This is a genomic window from Clostridium punense, assembly GCF_017874425.1.
GTDB lineage: Bacteria > Bacillota > Clostridia > Clostridiales > Clostridiaceae > Clostridium_J > Clostridium_J punense.
The window spans coordinates 111,023-131,565 of the sequence record NZ_JAGGLL010000004.1 but is presented as its reverse complement, the minus strand read 5'-3'; the positions used below and the strand labels follow the sequence as shown (position 1 = coordinate 131,565).

Here is a 20,543-nt window from a genome sequence, read left to right as displayed (position 1 = left end):
AGATAATAAGTTTTACATAGTTACAGTAATATAATGTATCTCTTCTTCCTTTGTATCTAGTTTTGTTTCAGAGTTCTTCTCTATTTCAGCGGCTACTACTGTACTTTGCAATCTATTTTCGAAAAACTTTTTTGCAACTTGTGGAAATAACGCATAGGATAGTACATCTTCTAAAGATGATGCTAGTTCTCCTATTTCCTCTTTATACTTCTCTAATTCAGGCTGTAATAAATCAGCAGGCCTTACAGTTATAACTTCATCATTACCGATAATTTTTTCCCTTATTTCATAATTAATTGGTGCTGGTGAAGCTCCATATAAACCCTTAACATATTCTTTGATTTCCTTAGGTACCATCTTATACCTTTCTCCTGCTAAAATGTTAAATACAGCTTGAGTTCCAACCATTTGACTTAGAGGAGTAACTAAAGGTGGAAATCCTAAATCTTCTCTTACTCTTGGTATTTCTTTAAGAACTTCTTCATACTTATCACTAGCACCTTGAGTTTTTAGCTGAGAAAGAAGATTTGATAACATTCCTCCAGGTACTTGATACGTTAAAGTGTTTGGTTCTACATCCATAACCTTTGGGTTTAGTATTCCATTTTCTCTATACTTTTCTCTGATTGGTTTAAAGTAATCAGCAATTTCACATAATAAATTCACATCTAAGTTAGGAGCTCTATGTCCTTCTTTTAAAGTGACTACCATAGATTCTGTTGCTGGCTGGGAAGTACCTTCAGAAAAAGGAGAAATAGCTGTATCTATAATGTCTACTCCTGCATCAACAGCCTTTAAATATGTCATTGATGCAATTCCACTAGTACAATGAGTATGAAGCTCTATTGGAATATTTAGCGCTACCTTAAGTCTTGACACTAGTTCGTAAGCTGAATTCGGAGTCAATATTCCCGCCATATCCTTTATACAAATGGAATCAGCTCCTAGCTCCTCCATATCTTTTGATAGTTTTATGTAATAATCTAGATTATGCACTTTACTTGTTGTATAGCTTATAGCACATTGACAATGGGCACCAGCTTCTTTTATTACTTTTATAGAAGTTTCTAGATTCCTCAAATCATTTAAAGCATCAAAAACCCTAATAATATCTATCCCATTTTCCACAGATTTTTTAATAAATGCTTCTACAACATCATCTGAGTAATGTTTATAACCTAATAGATTTTGCCCTCTTAACAACATTTGAAGTTTAGTATTTTTTACTGTCTTCCTAATTAATCTTAGTCTTTCCCAAGGATCTTCATTTAGAAAACGAAGACATGCATCGAAGGTTGCACCTCCCCAAACTTCTAAGGCATAGTATCCAACCTTGTCCATCTTTTCTAAAATAGGTAGTATTTCTTCTGTAGTAAGTCTAGTTGCAATAAGAGATTGATGTCCATCTCTTAAAGCTGTTTCAGTAATTTTTATTGGGTTCACTATATATCACTTCCTAACATAGAATTTCTTTATCATACTCCAACTCTAATTTAAATTCCAATATTCCTACTAACCACAGTAATATATAATGCAACATTCAAAGTATTTTTAATAACTTCTCATTGTGCATCTACTATAGATTAGTTACTTTTTTATTAATAATACTTATTTAACACACTAACTTGAGAAAACCATTTCCTTCCCTTTAGCCAGCTCCTTAATAAGGTCGGTGACCCATTAAAAAAAGAATATGATTTACTGAGAGCTTTTATAATTTTAAAAAGATGTTATGCACATATATTTTCGGGAGGCTTTATTTATAACTTTTAACTCTTCTAAAATTAAGTTTGCAAGTAAGTTTTAGAAGGTCTAGAATTTTAAATTTTAAATTCTTAAACTAAATGTATTTACTATAAACCTTTTCAGATATTAATTCTTCATATCTTTTTAAAATATCCCTTTAATCTATTAATTCTATTTTTAATGGTCACTCACCTTGTAAAACCTATCACACTTTTATTTCAGTTTTCTTACAACATCTATAACAGTGCCATCTCTATACTCAACTATTGCAACTACTTCCTTTTCATAGTGAATTTTATCGGGAGTACCTACAATGGATTCTGCTTTATTCTTTAACTCTTCAATCGTATATACTGGTATACTACTATTTTTGAATTGCTCTATTAAATCAGTTCGCTTTGGGTTAATTGCCATCCCAAGTTCTGTAACAAGCAAATCAATACTGTCTCCTGGAGTTATCACAGTATTTACTGAATCAACTACAGTTGGTATTCTTCCTCTGATAAGCGGTCCAACTATCATGGTTAATTTCGCGCTAGCCGCAGTATCACAGTGGCCACCAGAAGCTCCTCTTAAAACTCCATCAGAGCCTGTTAAAACATTTACGTTAAAGTCTGTATCTATTTCTAAAGCTGATAATACAACTACATCTAAATTATTGGCAATACATCCTTTATTGTGAGGATTTGCATAAAAGGATGCGTCTATTTCATGATGCATAGTATTTTTACTTATAGAATCTACGGCGCTTAAATCAAAGCCCTGTACATCGAATATATTCTTAATCAATCCCTCTTCGTGCATTTCAACCATAGGCTTAGTTATTCCGCCTAGAGAAAAACTAGCTTTTATATTTTGTTTTATCATTTCATTTCTAAGAAATCTACTAACTGCTAAAGTAGAACCCCCTGTTCCTGTTTGAAAGGAGAATCCATCCTTTAAATAACCTGACTCAATTATTGCTTTACTTGCATATTCAGCAATAAGTAACTCTTTTGGGTTTTTAGTAAATCTTGTAGCTCCAGATGCTATACCGGAAGGGTTACCTATCTCATCAACTTTAACTACATAATCAACATCTCTTTGTTCTATACTCGCAGGCATGTTGGGAAAGTCCACAAGACAATCCGTAATTATAACTACCTTATCAGCATACTTTGCATCTACTTTTGCGTATCCTAGTGATCCACAATTGGCTTTTCCTCTTGAACCACTGGCATTTCCATACTCATCTGAAGAAGGTGCACCTAAAAATGCCACATCTATTTTTATATCACCTGCTTCTATAGCCCTTGCTCTTCCTCCATGGGATCTAATTACAACAGGCTCCTGCATTAATCCTCTTGATATTTCCTCTGCAAGTTTTCCTCTTAGTCCACTAGTAGTTATTTTTGTAATAACTCCATTTTTGATGTGTTCAATTATTGGTGCATGCACACTTCCTAAAGAACTTGATGCTAGTGTTAAACCTTTAATTCCTAACTTTGATATAGTATCAATCACCATATTTAGGATATAATCTCCTTCTCTAAAATGGTGGTGGAAAGAAATAGTCATACCATCTTTAAGTCCAACTTTATTAATAGCTTCTTCTATAGTAGTTAGTAATTTTGTATCTTCTGGCTTTACCGGTTTTACTCTTCTGCCAATAGTTTCAAGTTCTTCATTCTTTGCAAATTCCCCTTGATAAACTGCTCTTCCTACTAAAACCTCATCTGGAATTTCTCTTCCTATACTATTTTTCATCTTCAGCTTCCTCCTTATACAAACCTACAGCGCTTGCTAATTGAAGTACTCTCTCTGCCCTATCTACAATAGGCTTATCAATCATTTTTCCATTAAGAGAAATAACTCCTAATCCCCTTTCTTCAGCTTCCTTGGCAGCTCGTATTATATTCATTGATTTTTTAATCTCATCAACTGATGGGGTGTAAACCTGATTTACTAGAGGTATTTGTCTTGGATTAATTACCGACTTTCCGTCAAAACCAAGTTGCTTTATAAGTTCTACTTCATTTTTAAAGCCTTCCTCATTATCAACCTCTGTATAAACTGTATCAATGGCATAAATTCCAGCAGCTCTTGCAGCAATTATTATTTGAGTTCTTGCACCTAGTAATTCTAATCCATTTGCATATCTCTTAGTTTTCATGTTTGTAACATAATCTTCTGCACCAAGGGCTATAGCTATAAGACGCTTGCTTGCTGATGCAATCTCATAAGCATTAATAACCCCAATTGGACTTTCTATCGCAGCCATCATCTTTGTTGAACCTACTTCTCTTCCAATTCTTCTTTCAACTTCTTCAATAACTGCCTCAACTTCTAAAATATCTTCTTTTCTCTCCGTTTTAGGAAGTCTGATTACATGAACTCCAGCTCTAACAACAGCTTCAATATCATCTTTACCATAAGGAGTGTCTAGTCCATTAATTCTTACCACTAGTTCAGTACTGCCGTAATCAACTGTTTTCAAAGCATTATAAACTAAAAATCTAGCAGAATCCTTTTCAGTTATTGCCACAGCATCTTCAAGATCAAACATTATAGAATCAGCACCATATATGTATGCTTCTTTTATCATACTTGGATTACTTCCAGGAACAAACATCATAGTCCTTCTTAATCGTTCCATTAGTCAATTACCTCCCAATCAAAGTTTTCCTTGATTCCAGCAGCTCTAAAAACTGCACTTTGTACCCTAGCTTTTATTGTACAATCTAAAGCACCTTTATCTGTTGCTATAATTTTTACATTTTGAACTCCTAGTTTTACTAAAGTTTCTAAAATAACTTTTTTTATTTGCCTTCCAAACTGTTTTTCCACAGAACTTTGTAACTGAATTTCTATTCCGCTTTCTTCTTTTGGTTCAAGCATTATAAGAATATCGCTAGACTCTACAGTTCCAGCCATTGAACTTTTAATAATTTCCATATAATTCACCTCTATAATTTAATGTAAGACACCTAATGTCTTCCTAGGTTTACCTTAATTTTATCTATTAATAATTTTGCTTCATCAGATTGAAAGTACTCATAAGTTGATTTCGGAACTATCGGTTTTATTTCTTCAATATTTCCATTTACTATTAACCTTCTAACCTTAGATGCACTAATTGCTTCATTTTTAACTTCTAATCTTGGTACAATTTCACATTGTATTCCAGCAACTTCAAGACTCTGCTTCATTATACTATTATAGGTTTTTGTAACCTCACAATAAGGTTCTTCCCCTACGTACCTACTTGTAATTCCTAAGGCAGGAATTATATATGTTTTATATACTTCTAAGTCTAGTCTCGCATGCGCTTCCACAACATTTTTATCATCTTTTATAAAATAAGAAGGAAAGGTTGCACTTGAAATAATATAGTCTCCAGCTTTATGAAGGATTATATTTTTCAAATGCTGTGTTCCTCTTTTAATTAGTTCATATCTAATCTCAAAGGGAATTACTGACGCCTCTTCAGACACTACAAATACATGAACAATATCATTTTCATTAGCAGCTTTTTCAATAAGGTGTAAATGTCCCAAAGTAAATGGATTAGCATTCATTACAATACTAGCTACTCTATGTCCTTTTACCTTTTGCTTAGATAATTCTTTGGCATACCTTCGAATTCCGTTGGGCTTATTTTCCATAAATACCACCAAATCATCAACTCTAGTTATTTCATTGAAACCTAAGTAGCTAAAAAACTCTGCAGTATTGCATTTCGTATAAAGAAAAATATGATTATATCCCCTTGCGTACTGTTCATTTAACAAATGAGATACCACTTTATTTAACATACCTAGTCCTTGGTACTCTGAACTTACAGCCAAGCATTTTAGAGTATTTTTATAAAAAGAACCAGTAGCTATGATTTTACCTGCATCATAAATTCCCATTGTATAATCCAAGTTTTTATCTAACTTAATACCCTCTTTTTTTAAGAACTCTTCTAAATTTCTTTTTTCATAGGAATCCTGCAAGAAAATTCTTTGTTCTACTAACCTATAATCCATATGCTTCCCGTTTCCTTTCCTAGACTGGTGAATAACTAGACTTTATTCTATACAATTCCTTATTAATGAAAGTTTGCGCCTTTTATAATTTAATTATAAGTGAGGCCACTTACATACCCAAGTTTTATAGGTGTTCTTTCATGTACTTTTAATGTTCTTTTTTACATTTTTATCCTTTTCACTTACTTTAAACAAAAATGAGGAACCAATCACTACGGATTAATTCCTCAACATGATATTTGATTAAATTTTTCCTGATAATAATGCTAAAAGAATACTTACAGCTAATAAGTCTGCTGAACCACCTGGACTTATGTTTTTTTGAACAAATAGATTGTTTATGTATTCAAGCTTTTCCTTTGCTTTATCCTGATACATTCCACCAGCTTCTAAAAAGGAAGTGGAAATATCCATTACATATTGGAGGCTTTCTAGCCCTCCCCTAGTAACCACATTAGTATCCTCACTTTTTGTCATTATACTTATAAGCATTTCCAGAAATAAATCGTTCAAATTAAGAGTTTTGTTAGTTGTCCACTCATTTAAAACTAATATTGAAGTATTTTGAATGGTAGAAAACCCACTCTCTACTTCTCCTCTAATGCCTTTAAAGCCATACTCCTTAAATAAAAACTCTCCATGAGTTAAGTTGGTTTTTTGGGTAATATGTTGAAAGTCTTTATAGCAGAGATTTTCACAAACCTGTTTAACCTCGTTGCAAATTTCACTAATTTCAAACTCAATTCTATTGGTTTTTAAATATAGATTTCCCACTACAGCACATATGATGCCAATAGAAAATATAATCCCTTTATGTGTATTAATTCCATTAGTAGCCTTAAACATAGCTTCTTCACATCGAATTCCTGGTTGCCTTATTCTATCTAGCAGTTTTGTCTTATCTGCTTCTTGAAAATTCATACCTTCTAATGCACATTCATACATCCCTTTATATAATGACGAACCGCTAGCCATAAAGGTGAAAATATCCATATCTTTATGCGCCCCTGAATTGCTACAATCTACTAAGCCAGGCTTAGGTGTAGTAGTTACTTCATAGAGTATGGCTCTTTGCGCTAGTGAAGCTATATAATTGGCAATATCCTCTTTAGTTTTCATAACTTTGACCTACTCTCTGATTTCTAGAGCCACTACTTCTAGTGATTTCTCTAGATGACTTTTTATAATATTTTCAATTTCACCTTTATCTTTTAATATAATTGCTCTTAATATTTCTCTATGATCTTTTAGTGCAGATTCTCTTCTTTCATTATCAGATATAGAAATATTTCTAAATCTTTGTAGATACTCATTTAATTTACTAATCATACTTGTGAGCCTCTTCATTCTGCTAGCTTCATAAATTTTCTGGTTAAATACTCCAAAAAGTTTTATTACCTCTTCTATATCCCCTTCTGCATTCTTTTCTTCTGTAATGGTAAGCAGTTCTTCAATTTCCTTAATTTCTTCCTTAGTAATATTATCCATAGCACTAACAGCAGCTAATACTTCTAGATGTTGCCTGATTTTATATATCTCAAATACATCCTCAATTGTAATTCTTTTAACCACAACTCCTACTCTTGGTATATATTCCACTAATTCTTCCATTTCCAAGGCTCTAAGAGCCTCTCTTACTGGGGTTCTACTAATATTTAACCTTTCAGCATACTCTTTTTCCACAATTCTTTCACCAACTGGAATTTTCCCGCTAATAATTGTGTTCCTTAAGCTCTCATATACTATCTCTCTAATAGGCTTACTTTGATGAAAATTTGTACTTTTAACAAATTCATCCATATAATTTGTCATAAAAATCTTCCTCTCCACATTATTAAATGTTAAGATAACTTATTATAAATTTTACCCAACCTGTTTGAAAATATCTATAGGTTTAATCATAATTATTAACAAAATTATATATTTTACTTTGAAGCAAAGCGTCATATAAGCTTTCATGATGAAAGTTTATATTCAATAAGTCTTAATGGAACCAAGGTGTATTCAATATACAATTTAAGTGTTAAATTTGAATCCCTATAATGAATAATTATTATCAGATAAAGTTAAACTGTTAACAATTTTACACTAAATCCATGTTTTTTACGCCAATAAAAAAGTTCCCTAAGGAACTTCTTTATTGGCGCTAAAATATTTTTATTATACTGTTTATTTTATAAAGGCATAGCTCCTGTGATTACTGCGGCTAATACAAATATTACAAATGTTCCAATTGACCATTTAGCTGCATGCTTTTGCCACTCTCCCATGTCAACTTCTGTAAGTTGTAGTAAAAGATATATAAAAGCAACTAGTGGACTTAACAAATGGAATGCTTGTCCCATGGTGGAAGCTACCCCTATTTGCAATGGTGTAAAACCATAAGCTACCCCAGTTTCTGCCAATACTGGTAAAACTCCAAAGTAAAAAGCATCATTTGATAATAAGAAGGTTCCTGGTATACTTATGATAGCTGTAACAAGGGACCAGTGAGATCCAAAGGATTTAGGTACAATTGACGCTAAGTTCAGTGCAATAGCTTCCGCCATTTTTGTTTCTGTTAGTATTCCCATGAACACCCCTGCTGCAAGTACCATTATAATAACTTGTATCGCATTACCAGCATGAATTTCAATAAGCTGTCTTTGTGTTTTTAAGTGTGGATAGTTTATAATAAGGGCTAATGCTACTCCAACTTCAAATATTACTGCTGATGGAACTTTTCCTGAAATTAAAGTATACATAACTAAAATAGTTAAAATAAAGTTTACCCATATTAATTTTGGTCTTTTAAGTTCTTTTTCTTCATCACTTAATGTTGCAGTCATTTCAGCTAAAGTATCGTTATTAACTTGTACAATACCAAGTCTTTTACGCTCTTTTAATCCAAGGTAATATGCAACTCCTATAACATAAATTACTGCAATTATCATTCCTGGAACCAAAGGTCTTAATATATCTGACCCTTCAATTTTTAAAGCAGACATTATACGAGCAGTTGGTCCGCCCCATGGTAACAGGTTCATTATTGAGTTTTGCATAATTATTATAGTAGCTAAATAAAGAGGTTTAATTTTAAGTTTTTTATAAACTGGAAGCAGTGCTGAACATACTATCATTGTTGTTGTTGATCCATCACCATCTACTGATACTACTGCTGCTAATATTGCAGTTCCCACAAGTACCTTTACTGGATCACCTTTAACAAATTTTACAATTGCATTAACAAGAGGATCAAACAATCCAACATTAATCATAATCCCAAAGAAAAGGATTGCAAATAGCAGCATAGTCGCTGTTGGTGCAACACCTTTTATTCCTGTAAGTGCAAATTTTCCAATATCTGCACCAAAGCCTCCAAATATAGCAAATATAACTGGAATAACTATAAGCGAGGTAAATGCAGTCATACGTTTTGTCATAATTAAAATCATAAAAGTAATTACTATTCCGTAACCTAATATAGCTAACATAATATACACCTCCGTAAATTTGTAAACGGTTTAAAACTATACTCAAATTCTCTAGCTAGATTAAGTTCATTATATATACTTATTTTTTTAATTTCAACAAGTTTTGAGGCATTTTCCTTCATTTTTTTGAATTATTTTTCAATTCTTAAAATAACATTAAAATAATCTTAAAATAATCTTAAAACATCTTTTGTGTTTTTTAGATTTTAAAAGAGCTAGGATTTAGTATATCATTTTTAGACCAAACCCTAGTAAGTATTAATAAACAATGATGCTATTTATTATTTTGATAACTAAAATAATAGTTCTTTAATTGTTTTTGTTAAACTATTGATTTCTACAGGTTTAGAAATATAGGCATTTATATTTTTATCTTCACCAATACTGTTTCCACTTTGATCCATATATCCACTTATAAGTATTATCGGTATATTACTTTCTACTTCTTTTAATTTTTTAGCCAGCTCGGATCCATTCATGTTAGGCATCATATAGTCAGTAATAACTAAATCTATATTCTCATATTCTCTTTTAAATGTTCCAAATGCTTTTCTAGGTTCTGTCTCTGAAATTACATAGTATCCAAGGTGCTCTAAACCTTTTTTTAATACTTTAATAACTGTCTCATTATCATCAACTATTAAAATTCTTTTATGTTCATGACTTCTTTTAGAGTTAAATTTTTCGCCTTCTTTATGTTCATCGATTAAGGGCAAGTATACTGTAAAAGAACTGCCTTTGCCTAGTACACTTTCAACCATTATAGCTCCTTTGTATTTTTCTATGATATTTCTTACTACAAAAAGACCTAGCCCTGTACCTTCTTCAGAAGGTTTTGTAGTGAAAAATGGATCAAATATTCTATGTTGAGTCTCTTCATTCATACCACAACCACTATCTTTAATAACTAACTCAGCATAAAATAAATCCTTGTTTATATCTTTAGTCATTTTACTTATGTTTGAGCCTTTTACATTCCTCAGTGATATTTCTAATATCCCATTTAAATCTTTCATAGCTTGATAAGCATTGGTGCATAAATTAAATATTACTTGATGTACATGTGTAAAGTTAGCATTTATATAGCCACAATTTTCTTCGATATTTTCTTTAATAACAATATTTTTAGGTATAATAGTTCTAATAAGCTTTATAGTTTCTCTAGTAACCTGATTTATGCTAATAGCTTCAACATTTGTTATGCTTTTGTCATTTCTGCTAAAGGCTAATATCTGTTCAATTAGATCTTTACCCTTTTGAGACGCTTTTAGTATCTCTTCTACATCTTCGTAATATTCACCGCCCTTAGGCAGTCTCATAAGTAAAAGTTCTGAGTATCCAAGTATGGGTGTTAGCAAATTGTTAATATCATGAGCTATTCCCCCTGCAAAGGTTCCAACCATTTTTAGTTTGCTTGAATGATAAAGTTCAGCCTCTTTTTCTCGAAGTTGTTCAGAGGTTTCATTTAGAATTTTTAAATATTTAGTTTCTTTTTCTAACTCCTCTTTATTTTTTTTCATTTTGATCAAAGCAGTTATAAAAATAGAAATAATTATGGCAATTAAAACTGCAATGGTGATTATTTGAGCTAAAAATTTATTTATTGGTTCTTGAACTTCATCATAGGACATTGTTAATGCAACCACCCAAAAGTAGTCCCCAAGTTCAACTGGTGTATATGCATTAAGCTTCTTTACTTTTTTCAAAGAACTTTCTGCCCACCAATAGGAGTGATATATGGCTGTACCTTCTCCCCCAGTAAGCTGGTCATTTATCAATTTTTCAAGCTCTTCAAAATCTAATTCTGGATATAAGTGTTTTCTTGTTTCTATAACATCCATCCCAACCTGCTCTTTTACATTATGCATTATGATAATGCCGTATTGGTTTTTAACTAATGCATATCCTTTTTTTCCAATCTTTACAGGTTGAATCAGCTTATTATAAATAACATCTAGACTTATACCTACAGATAACACCCCTGTAAATTCCCCATCTTTAAACACAGGCTCATAAATATTTAATATAAATGTATTCTTTTCCTCATCTAAATAAGGGTTTGCTATGTATGCTTTTTTGCTTGAAATAACATAATCCACATTTGCTTGGATATAATTTTCCACAGTTTTTGATCCTTTAGGATATTGATTAGATAACTCTCCATCCTTATTAAAAAAATAAATCCCATTAATAGAATCTTTATGTGCTTCATAATATGGCTTTAAAGCTACTCCATCATTTCCATTATCTACACCTGAGATCTTTTTAATGAATTCTCCATCTAATGAAATAATTTTCATACTATCTTTTATATCATTAATGAATAACTCTATACTACGAGATATAGACCTAGATATCCCTAGCATATTTTGCTGTTGTTGATGTACAATAGTTTTTTCATACTGCCTATAGGTGAAGTAAGTCAAAGTACTTAGAATAACTGTAAGTATAACTCCTATGAATGAAATTATGACTTTTTTATCCTTCAACTTAATATTCCTATTTTTTTTCACCTCTACCGCCTCCTAAGAGCTAACTAGATAATATAATTTTTTGGTATAATTAAAATGAAAATCATATTAAATGTATTATACTTAATCTAAGCATTAATCATTAATAAAAGCAAATACTAATCTTATTCTTAATTTTTCTTTTATTGAGATTACATAATATTACCTTAAAATTATATTGATTTCTCTACTAATTATTTATTATAATTAGTTTGAATTATTAATATATTTTAATTCAAAAGTTATATTGTTATTTTAGTAATTATTGTTTTGGAGGAAATATGGGAAAACCAAAAATTCTTATTGTAGAAGATGACGAAGCTATTAGAAAACTAATCTACAGGACCCTCACTATGGAAGGTATGTTAGTTTATCAAGCTGAAAATGGTGAGCAAGGCCTTGAAATGATATTTAACACCGACTTTGATTTAGTTGTTTTAGACATTTTGATGGATGGACTCTCTGGTTATGATGTTGCTAAAAAAATTAGAAACACTAACTTACAATTACCAATTATTTTCCTCAGCGGAAAAAAAGAAGACCAAGATATTATCCAAGGGTTGTATCTTGGAGCAGACAGTTACATTACAAAACCTTTTAGTCCAGCAGTGCTTAGTGCTCAAGTAAAATCTCAAATAAAAAGACGTATAGAAATCCTGAATGAAAACACTGATTCTGCAAGTTTAGTCCACGGTCCTTTCAGATTTGATTTAAGTAGTTATAAATTTTATAAAAATGACGTAGAGATAAAGTTATCTTCAAAAGAAGTTAAACTCATAAAATTTTTTATGGAAAACCCTAATCAGGTATTTACTAAAGAGCAACTTTATGAAAGCGTATGGAACAGTAATGAGGTAGATAACAATAGCATTATGGTCTATATGAAATATTTAAGAAATAAAATTGAAGATAATCCAAGTAAACCAAAGCATATTAAAACTGTATGGGGAATTGGATATCAATTTTCTATTTAAAACTAATGCCTATGATTTTTGAAGTAGGCATTAGTTTTTATTTGTATTATATTTTGATGTAAATAATCCTTATAGCACTACTCACTACTATTAAAAAGCAACAGCATATGATAAAAACAAATATAGCTTTTTACAGAGAATCTGTACTCACTTTAAGTTAAATCTTTAGGTAATTTTCACTAAAACATTAAATGTTCCTTTAGAAATTTTATTAGTATAGGAAAAACTGTAATTACCGTGGTCAATCTTATTAAGTGCATCAATGCTACCACATGTGTTTGCGCTCCATAGGCTTCTGATAGTAAAGACATATCTGTTAGCCCCCCAGGTGAACTACTAAATAACGCAGTGACCAAATCTAAACCAGTGATTTTATGTATCAAGATTCCTAATAATAAACTAAATACAGTTAAGCCTACTACCAGTACAATTGATGGTAAGATTAATTTTTTTAATGCCAATATTGACTCCATATTAAAATTTAATCCCAGCATTGCACCAACAACCACTTGTGCTACTAATTTAAAATCTCTTGGTATATATCCTTGAGAGGTTTTTATATTATAAATTGCAACAAATACCATTGCCCCAATCATTGCTCCTGCAGGTATCTTCAGTTTAATTCCAACATAGCCTCCAATAGCTGCAACAATTAAAGTATATATTATTTTTTCCATATCTGACTCCTTTTCCCCTAATTATATTTTTTAATCCCTAGTATATAAATAATATGTTATAAAGGTTTATAATTAATTTTAACCTTTTAATTCTATGTCTACAACACAGTTTCTTCTATTAATATTTTAATTAAAGCTATTACAAAATACTACTTTGATTTTTACCTTTTGAGAAATGCTTCTAAAGGTTTTTAACTAGTATTATTGACTAATATTCTATAATAAGTTTAGTATATTATTAGAAATAAATAAAATAACATTTTTTTATGTTTATCCATACAAAATTGTTATTTCTGAATTGGAGGATTAAAGTGGATAATCGGGACTGGCTTATTCTTAAAGTTATATATGATAAAAAAAACATTACTAAAGCTGCAGAAGAATTATATATGTCACAGCCTGCCTTAACTAATAGATTAAAACAAATTGAAAAGGAATTTGGTGTAAACATTGTTACAAGAGGAAGAAGAGGAGTATGTTTTACGCCCCAGGGAGAATATTTATACAAGTGTGCTAATGAAATATTACTAAAAATTGAGAAGACAAAAGAAACTCTTTGGAACATGGATAATGAAGTAGTTGGAACTTTGAAACTTGGTGTATCTAGGTTTATGATGAAACATAAACTTCCTGCACTACTTAAACTCTTTAAGACAACATATCCTAAAGTTGAATTTAAAATTATTACAGACTGGAGTAGTGATATAGTCACCTTGCTACTTAACAAAGATATCCACCTTGGATTTGTTAGAGGGGATTTTAATTGGAGAGGAGAAAAACATCTACTCTTTGAAGAGAACTTATGTATTGTTTCTAAAAATAAGATTACCATAGAAAATCTTCCTAATCTTCCAAGAATCGATTATCAAACAGATCATTTACTTAAAGCCTTAATTGATAATTGGTGGGCTGATAACTTTTCCAATGGCGCTCAAGTAACCATGAATGTTGACCAACTTGACACCTGCAAAGAAATGGTTATCAATGATCTTGGTTATGGAATTATGCCTAGTCTAGTAGTAAATAATTTATCTGATTTACATACAATTAACTTAATTGACAAAAATGGAGCACCTATAATAAGAAAAACTTGGTTATTTTATGAAAAAGAAGTTTTAAATTTAAATGTTGTTAATGCCTTTGTTGATTTTATTAAGAATTATGATTTACAAGATGTATAATATTTCTAGTTTTCTTCCTTTTTTCTATTTTTAAATTCATAATTTATTTAGACAAAAACTACTATTAAAATAAATAACTATAGTGACTTTAGTTTAAATCACTATAGTTATTTAGATTTATATATTTATAATCATCTTAATATGGTTTTTAAAATTAGACCTATAATTATTTTTAATTGTGAATTACCTTTTAGCAATGGCACTCTTTATTTTTAAATTTCCATTATAATTGGTAAAATGGTTGGTCTTCTCTTAGTTCTTTCAAATAGATACTTTTCAATAGCAGATTTCATATTTGCTTTTAGTACATACCACTCAATAATCTTTCTGTCTAAGCAACTTTCAAGTTCTTTTTTAGCTATTTCCTTTATTTCATTGATAAGTTCTTCCGATTCTTTTGCATAAACAAAGCCTCTTGTTATTATATCTGGCCCAGCAATTAAACTAAAGGATTCCTTCTCTATAGTAGCAACTACTGTAACCATTCCGTCTTGTGCTAGGTGTTTTCTATCTCTAAGAACTACAGTACCTACATCTCCAACACCTATACCATCAACAAATACTGAACCTGTTTTTACCTTTCCTGCTACCTTTGCTTCGTTCTCTGAAATTTCCAGTACATCTCCAGTTTCTAAAGCAAAGATATTTTCTCTTTTCATTCCCAACTTTACTGCTAAATCTGTATGATGTTTTAAATGTCTATACTCACCATGAACAGGCATAAAGAACTTTGGATGAACTAAAGTATGAATTAATTTTAGCTCTTCTTGATAAGCATGACCTGAAACGTGAACTTCCTCTAAATCTTCATAAATTACATCTACACCTTTTCTAAACAGTTCATTAATTACTCTAGAGATAAGTTTTTCGTTTCCAGGAATTGGAGAAGCTGAAATAATGAACAAATCATTTGGCTCTAATTTGATTTTTCTATGAGTAGAAAAAGCTATTCTAGCCAGTGCTGCCATAGGTTCTCCCTGACTTCCAGTTGTAATTATAGTAACTTTTTCGTTTGGATAATCATAGATTTCCTCTGCTTTTATCACTTGACCTTCAGGTATGTGGAGATATCCAAGCTCCATAGCTACTTGGGATATATTCTCCATACTTCTGCCACTAAAGGCTACTTTCCTACCATATTGTATTGATGCATTTATTATTTGCTGCATTCTATGGATATTTGAAGCAAAGGTAGCCACAATAACTCTTCCTCTAGCTCCTGAAATGACTCTAGATAGGGTTTCACCAATAGATTTCTCCGAAATGGTATGTCCTTGTCGTTGCACGTTAGTACTATCAGCCATAAGAAGTAATACACCTTTTCGCCCTAAGGCTGATATACGCTCTAAATCCATAACCTTTCCGTCAATTGGAGTGTAGTCTATTTTAAAATCTCCAGTATGTAGTATTATTCCTACAGGTGTATGAATTGCAATTGAACAAGAATCAGCTATACTGTGAGTATTTCTTATAAATTCTACATTTAAATTCTCTAATTTCACAATTTGCCCTGCTTCTACTCCATTAAGGGTACACTCTTGAAGCATATTATGCTCCTTAAGTTTATTCTCAATAATTCCTAAAGTTAATTTTGTTCCATACACTGGTACGTTTAACTGCTTTAAAATATAGGGTAAAGATCCAATATGATCTTCATGACCATGAGTTATAAAAATTGCTTTAACCTTATCCTTATTATTTAATAGATAAGTAATATCAGGAATAACTAGGTCTACACCATACATTTCTTCTTCTGGAAAGGATATACCACAATCTATAACTATTATCTCATCCTTATACTCAAAAGCTGTTATATTCTTTCCTATCTCCCCAAGACCTCCTAGAGGAATAATTTTTATACTATTACTATTTTCCACTTAACTTCACCTCTTTAGTAGTATATTAATATTTTATTGATATTATAATTTATACCGATTAAAAACATAGACTTACTATTTAATATAATCTAGTATTTACTTCACTTATTTTATGTTATATTTTGCATTTTAATTCTACTATCGCAAGGTTCCTGCAGAATTTTTATAAATAAACTTCTATTTTATTTATAAATATATATTTTTCTCTATATAAACTAAAATCACTTTACATTTTATGGTTATGTGTTATAATTAAATTATTAGGACAACTTGCATTTTTTCTTAATTAAATACTCATGCAGGTGTAGTATAATGGTAGTACATTAGCTTCCCAAGCTAAGGGCGAGGGTTCGATTCCCTTCACCTGCTCCAAGTTTTAAAAAATTAAAAGCCTTCAATGTTGAAGGCTTTTAATTTTTACCATTTTAAATTTTAATGAAGCTTATATATGAATGTAAAACTTTAATAGAAATACGCCTAATTTCCCTCACTTATTTTAAACATTAGCCAAAGGAAACCCTTATATGACTTCCTTAAAATTATTTCCCTCAATCATTTTTTTATAATATCCCTTACCTTTTATAAGTTCATTATGATTTCCCATCTCCACAATTTCTCCTCCACTTAAAACTATAATTTTGTCTGCATTCCTAATAGTTGAAAGCCTATGAGCTATGATTAGGGTAGTTCTATGTCTAGAAACCTTTTCAATAACCTGTTGAATTAACTTTTCAGTATGGGTATCAATATTAGCCGTAGCTTCATCTAATATAAATATGGAGGGATCATGAGCTATAGCTCTAGCAAATGACAGTAATTGTTTTTCTCCAGCGGAGAAAGTGCTCCCCCTTTCCATTACAGGAGAATTAACCCCCTGTGGCAAGGTATTTACAAATTCAGAAGCACAAGTTATTCTTAAAGCTTCATCTATTTCATCAATACTTATATCATCATTTAAGGAAATGTTTTTTTGTATATCCCCTGAGAATAAAAATACATCTTGAAGTACTACGGAAATATTTCTTCTTAAATCCTTCTTTTTAATCTCATTAATATTTACACCATCGATTAATATTTCACCCTTTTGAATGGGATAAAAACCACTGATAAGGCTTATTATGGTAGTTTTTCCCGCTCCAGTTTCTCCTACAAAAGCAGCAGTTTCCCCACTTTTAATAGTAAAGCTCACATCTTTTAATATCCAGTCGCTATCATTATAAGAGAACCATACATTTTTGAATTCAATATCTCCCCTTATATTTTTCATCGAAATTCCTAAATCTAAATCCTCTAAGGAATCTTCTTCATCTAATAATTCAAAAATTCTATCTGCTGAAACTAAAGCTGATTGAATAGTAGTATAGTTGTCTGCTAAATCTGAAATTGGATTGAAAAACTGTTTTATATATGTTGTAAAGGCAAATAATACTCCAATCTCAAGGGTCTGATTATATATTTTACCCATGGCATACCAGATTAAGATTGCCACAGAAACACTCTGAAACACATCAGAAGCTGGTCTTAAAATACTATTTAACCTTACTTGGAACAAAGTACTTTTAAAATACTCTCCATTAAGATTTAAAAATTCTTCTTTCTTTTCTTTTTCCCCTCTAAATATTTGTATAATTTTCATTCCAGAAATATTTTCAGCCATAAAGCCATTTATTCTACCAATTAAACTTTTCATTTTAGAAAAATTATTTTTTATTTTATTTTTAAGCAAAAACACAAAGAAAAACATAATTGGTACTAAGGACACTGAAATCAATGCAAGTTTTGCATCCAGCATTACCATAGCATAGATAATACCAATTAGTAAAAATACATCCTTAAACAAATTGATAATAACATCTGTATACATTTCACTTAATGCAGCTACATCGTTGGTGGCTCTTGTGATAAGTCTACCTGAAGAGGTCTTATCAAGATAGGATAAAGGTAATAACTGAATTGTATTAAATACTCTTGTCCTTAAATCCTTCATAATATCTTGCGCTGCCCTATTTATAAAGTTAACTTGAGAGAAAGAAAATAATCCTCCTAAAGCTACAATTAGAAAGTACAATACTCCCATAGAGGTAATAGAATAAAACATAGTTTCAGGGGTTTTATTTATTAAGAAATCATCAATTACTATTTTTAATATATAAGGTTTTATTAGTTCTGCTGCATTTACAAGAACTACGCAAACCGCAGCTAAAAGTATTTTTTTCATGTGTGGAAGGGTTAATGATAACAGTCTCTTCAAGCTATGGATTTTATGAATTTTATTCTTAGATTTATGCTTTAGAGTCTTTATATTGTTCCATATATGTATCATAATATATCCCCCCCATTTTTATAAGTTCATTATGATTTCCCTGCTCATATATTTTACCATCTTTTAAAACTACTATAAAATCCGCATCTTTTATTGCAGATACTCTGTGAGCAATTATTAAGGTAGTTTTGTTTTTTCTAAACTTTTTAAGATTTTTTAGTATTCGAGACTCAGTTACAGTATCCACTGCAGAAAGAGAGTCATCAAAAATTAATATTGATGGCTTTTTAATTATTGCTCTAGCAATTGAAATTCTTTGCTTCTGCCCACCAGAGAGATTAACTCCACGCTCCCCTAATATGGTATCAAAGCCTTTAGGAAAGTTCATAATACTCTCATATATAGAGCTAATCTTTGCCGCTTCTTCTACTTCACTATCCTTATAGGTATCCTTAAAAAACTTTATATTTTCTTTAATTGAAGCAGAAAATAAGAAATTATCTTGTGGTACATACCCAATGGCTTCTCTTAAGGCTTTTAATGAGTAATCATTTATATCTATACCGTCGAAAAATATCTTTCCATCTTCCACATTGTAAAGCTTTAGCAATAGACTCACTAAGGTAGTTTTCCCTGAACCAGTCTTCCCTAAAATTCCAACAGTGCTTCCCTTAGGTATTTTAAGAGATATTTCTTCTATTGCCTTTTCCTGTGAATCTGGGTAAGAGAAGGTTAACTCCTTAAACTCAATATTTCCTTTAGGAGAGTCTTCTATAGCTTTAATCCCATCTTTTATTTCTGGATCTACATCGAAGACTTCATTAAGTCTTTTTAGGGAAGCTACTCCTCTTTGGAAAATAGTGATAACACGTCCAATAGAATTTATAGGCTTCATAATCATGGTTAAATAACCATTAAAAGCAATAAAGTCCCCAAGAGAAATCCCCCCTGAGAGTACCATATTTCCTCCAATAATTAAGTTCATAGCAAAGCTTATACTAAAAGCTATTTCAATAAAAGGAGAAAGCACTGCTGATACTTTAACCATTTTAAGGTTTGAGTCCATCATTTCTTCATTTAAATTCTCAAAGTTTTTACTTTCCTCTTCTTCTTGAACATAAGCTTTAATTACTCTAATTCCATTTATATTTTCCTGAACTCTATCTGAAATTGCAGCAAAGTTCTCTTGTACAATCTTAAATCTTTTTTGAACTAAAGTCCCTATTTTCATCATGAAAATAACTATAAAAGGAATAGGTAATAAGGTGATGAGAGTCAGTTTCCAATTTATTGTTATACACATTAAGTAAATTGATATACCACAGATAACAACGCCATTTATGGTCATAGCAGTAGCTGGTCCAAAAGTCATTCGCACTGCTGAGATATCATTAATAGCATAGGCAATTAAATCTCCTGTTTTCCTTTTACTATAAAATTCTGGAGATAACCTTTGAAGATGATCGTATAACTTCTCACGAAGATGACATTCAAGATTTCTTGCATTAGCTACAATAAAATTTCTCCAAGCATAAGTTGTAATAAAAGCTCCTATAGCTATTAATAGCATGTACATTATATTTAATTTTACATCCCTAAAGTTAAATCCACTTACCTTTAACACATCAATAGTATCTCCAAGCACTGTTGGAAATAAGGATTGAATATAAGCAGTTAAGAACATAAATCCTATACCAACAATGTAGGAAATTTTGTGATTTTTAAGAAAATCAATAATAATCTTTTTCCCCATGCTGTCCCCCCTACATTAATAATAGTTTTTATTATAAAGTGAAAATTACGAAAATAATCTTCACAATATTATATAAACC

General features: G+C 30.8%; 15 protein-coding genes and 1 tRNA gene. 3 read left to right on the top strand and 13 right to left on the bottom strand.

Annotated elements, in window-relative coordinates; translation table 11 throughout:
- Positions 1 to 12 precede the first annotated feature (12 nt).
- From J2Z44_RS03745 to J2Z44_RS03705, 9 genes are all read right to left on the bottom strand, one after another.
- Entirely contained in the window at positions 13 to 1,443 is a 1,431-nt protein-coding gene (locus J2Z44_RS03745; RefSeq protein ID WP_021283437.1) for an oxaloacetate decarboxylase subunit alpha, read from the bottom strand.
- Positions 1,444 to 1,959: 516 nt separating this feature from the next.
- On the bottom strand, positions 1,960 to 3,492 hold the full coding sequence (gene citF / locus J2Z44_RS03740) for a citrate lyase subunit alpha (RefSeq protein ID WP_021283436.1): 1,533 nt from the start codon (positions 3,490 to 3,492) through the stop codon (positions 1,960 to 1,962).
- Positions 3,482 to 4,381 carry a citrate (pro-3S)-lyase subunit beta gene (citE, locus tag J2Z44_RS03735; protein WP_021283435.1) on the bottom strand — a complete coding sequence of 300 codons (900 nt, stop codon included), beginning with the start codon at positions 4,379 to 4,381 and terminating at the stop codon, positions 3,482 to 3,484. The genes citF and citE overlap by 11 nt, the downstream gene beginning before the upstream one ends.
- On the bottom strand, positions 4,381 to 4,680 hold the full coding sequence (citD, locus tag J2Z44_RS03730) for a citrate lyase acyl carrier protein (RefSeq protein WP_021283434.1): 300 nt from the start codon (positions 4,678 to 4,680) through the stop codon (positions 4,381 to 4,383). Before citD ends, citE begins: the two co-directional genes overlap by 1 nt.
- 32 nt (positions 4,681 to 4,712) lie before the next feature.
- On the bottom strand, positions 4,713 to 5,756 hold the full coding sequence (gene citC, locus J2Z44_RS03725) for a [citrate (pro-3S)-lyase] ligase (protein WP_021283433.1): 1,044 nt from the start codon (positions 5,754 to 5,756) through the stop codon (positions 4,713 to 4,715).
- A gap of 243 nt (positions 5,757 to 5,999) precedes the next feature.
- Positions 6,000 to 6,875 (bottom strand): triphosphoribosyl-dephospho-CoA synthase CitG, encoded by an 876-nt coding sequence (gene citG, locus J2Z44_RS03720; RefSeq protein ID WP_021283432.1) that lies wholly within the window; start codon positions 6,873 to 6,875, stop codon positions 6,000 to 6,002.
- Between the two features lie 9 nt (positions 6,876 to 6,884).
- Positions 6,885 to 7,568 (bottom strand): GntR family transcriptional regulator, encoded by a 684-nt coding sequence (locus J2Z44_RS03715; RefSeq protein ID WP_021283431.1) that lies wholly within the window; start codon positions 7,566 to 7,568, stop codon positions 6,885 to 6,887.
- A gap of 362 nt (positions 7,569 to 7,930) precedes the next feature.
- Positions 7,931 to 9,229, bottom strand: coding sequence for a CitMHS family transporter (locus J2Z44_RS03710; RefSeq protein ID WP_021283430.1), 1,299 nt, complete (start codon positions 9,227 to 9,229; stop codon positions 7,931 to 7,933).
- 293 nt (positions 9,230 to 9,522) lie between these two features.
- Entirely contained in the window at positions 9,523 to 11,742 is a 2,220-nt protein-coding gene (locus tag J2Z44_RS03705) for a sensor histidine kinase (RefSeq protein WP_021283429.1), read from the bottom strand.
- A 278-nt stretch (positions 11,743 to 12,020) separates the two neighbouring features.
- Between J2Z44_RS03705 and J2Z44_RS03700 the strand changes: the two genes are divergently transcribed.
- Entirely contained in the window at positions 12,021 to 12,713 is a 693-nt protein-coding gene (locus J2Z44_RS03700; RefSeq protein WP_021283428.1) for a response regulator transcription factor, read from the top strand.
- A 179-nt stretch (positions 12,714 to 12,892) separates the two neighbouring features.
- Here J2Z44_RS03700 and J2Z44_RS03695 read toward each other — a convergent pair whose 3' ends face one another.
- The gene (locus J2Z44_RS03695; protein ID WP_021283427.1) at positions 12,893 to 13,390 is read right to left on the bottom strand and encodes an AbrB family transcriptional regulator; all 498 of its coding nucleotides are present in this window, start codon (positions 13,388 to 13,390) and stop codon (positions 12,893 to 12,895) included.
- A gap of 311 nt (positions 13,391 to 13,701) precedes the next feature.
- On the opposite strand from J2Z44_RS03695, the gene J2Z44_RS03690 reads away from it, so the two are divergent.
- On the top strand, positions 13,702 to 14,571 hold the full coding sequence (locus tag J2Z44_RS03690; protein ID WP_021283426.1) for a LysR family transcriptional regulator: 870 nt from the start codon (positions 13,702 to 13,704) through the stop codon (positions 14,569 to 14,571).
- Between the two features lie 212 nt (positions 14,572 to 14,783).
- Here J2Z44_RS03690 and J2Z44_RS03685 read toward each other — a convergent pair whose 3' ends face one another.
- Positions 14,784 to 16,448 carry a ribonuclease J gene (locus J2Z44_RS03685; protein WP_021283425.1) on the bottom strand — a complete coding sequence of 555 codons (1,665 nt, stop codon included), beginning with the start codon at positions 16,446 to 16,448 and terminating at the stop codon, positions 14,784 to 14,786.
- A 298-nt stretch (positions 16,449 to 16,746) separates the two neighbouring features.
- Between J2Z44_RS03685 and J2Z44_RS03680 the strand changes: the two genes are divergently transcribed.
- A tRNA-Gly gene (locus tag J2Z44_RS03680) sits at positions 16,747 to 16,820 on the top strand.
- A gap of 148 nt (positions 16,821 to 16,968) precedes the next feature.
- Here J2Z44_RS03680 and J2Z44_RS03675 read toward each other — a convergent pair.
- Both J2Z44_RS03675 and J2Z44_RS03670 read right to left on the bottom strand, forming a co-directional pair.
- Positions 16,969 to 18,771: an ABC transporter ATP-binding protein gene (locus J2Z44_RS03675; protein WP_021283424.1), complete on the bottom strand. Its 1,803-nt coding sequence runs from the start codon at positions 18,769 to 18,771 to the stop codon at positions 16,969 to 16,971.
- Entirely contained in the window at positions 18,731 to 20,464 is a 1,734-nt protein-coding gene (locus tag J2Z44_RS03670; protein WP_021283423.1) for an ABC transporter ATP-binding protein, read from the bottom strand. The genes J2Z44_RS03675 and J2Z44_RS03670 overlap by 41 nt, the downstream gene beginning before the upstream one ends.
- Between the last annotated feature and the right edge of the window lie 79 nt (positions 20,465 to 20,543).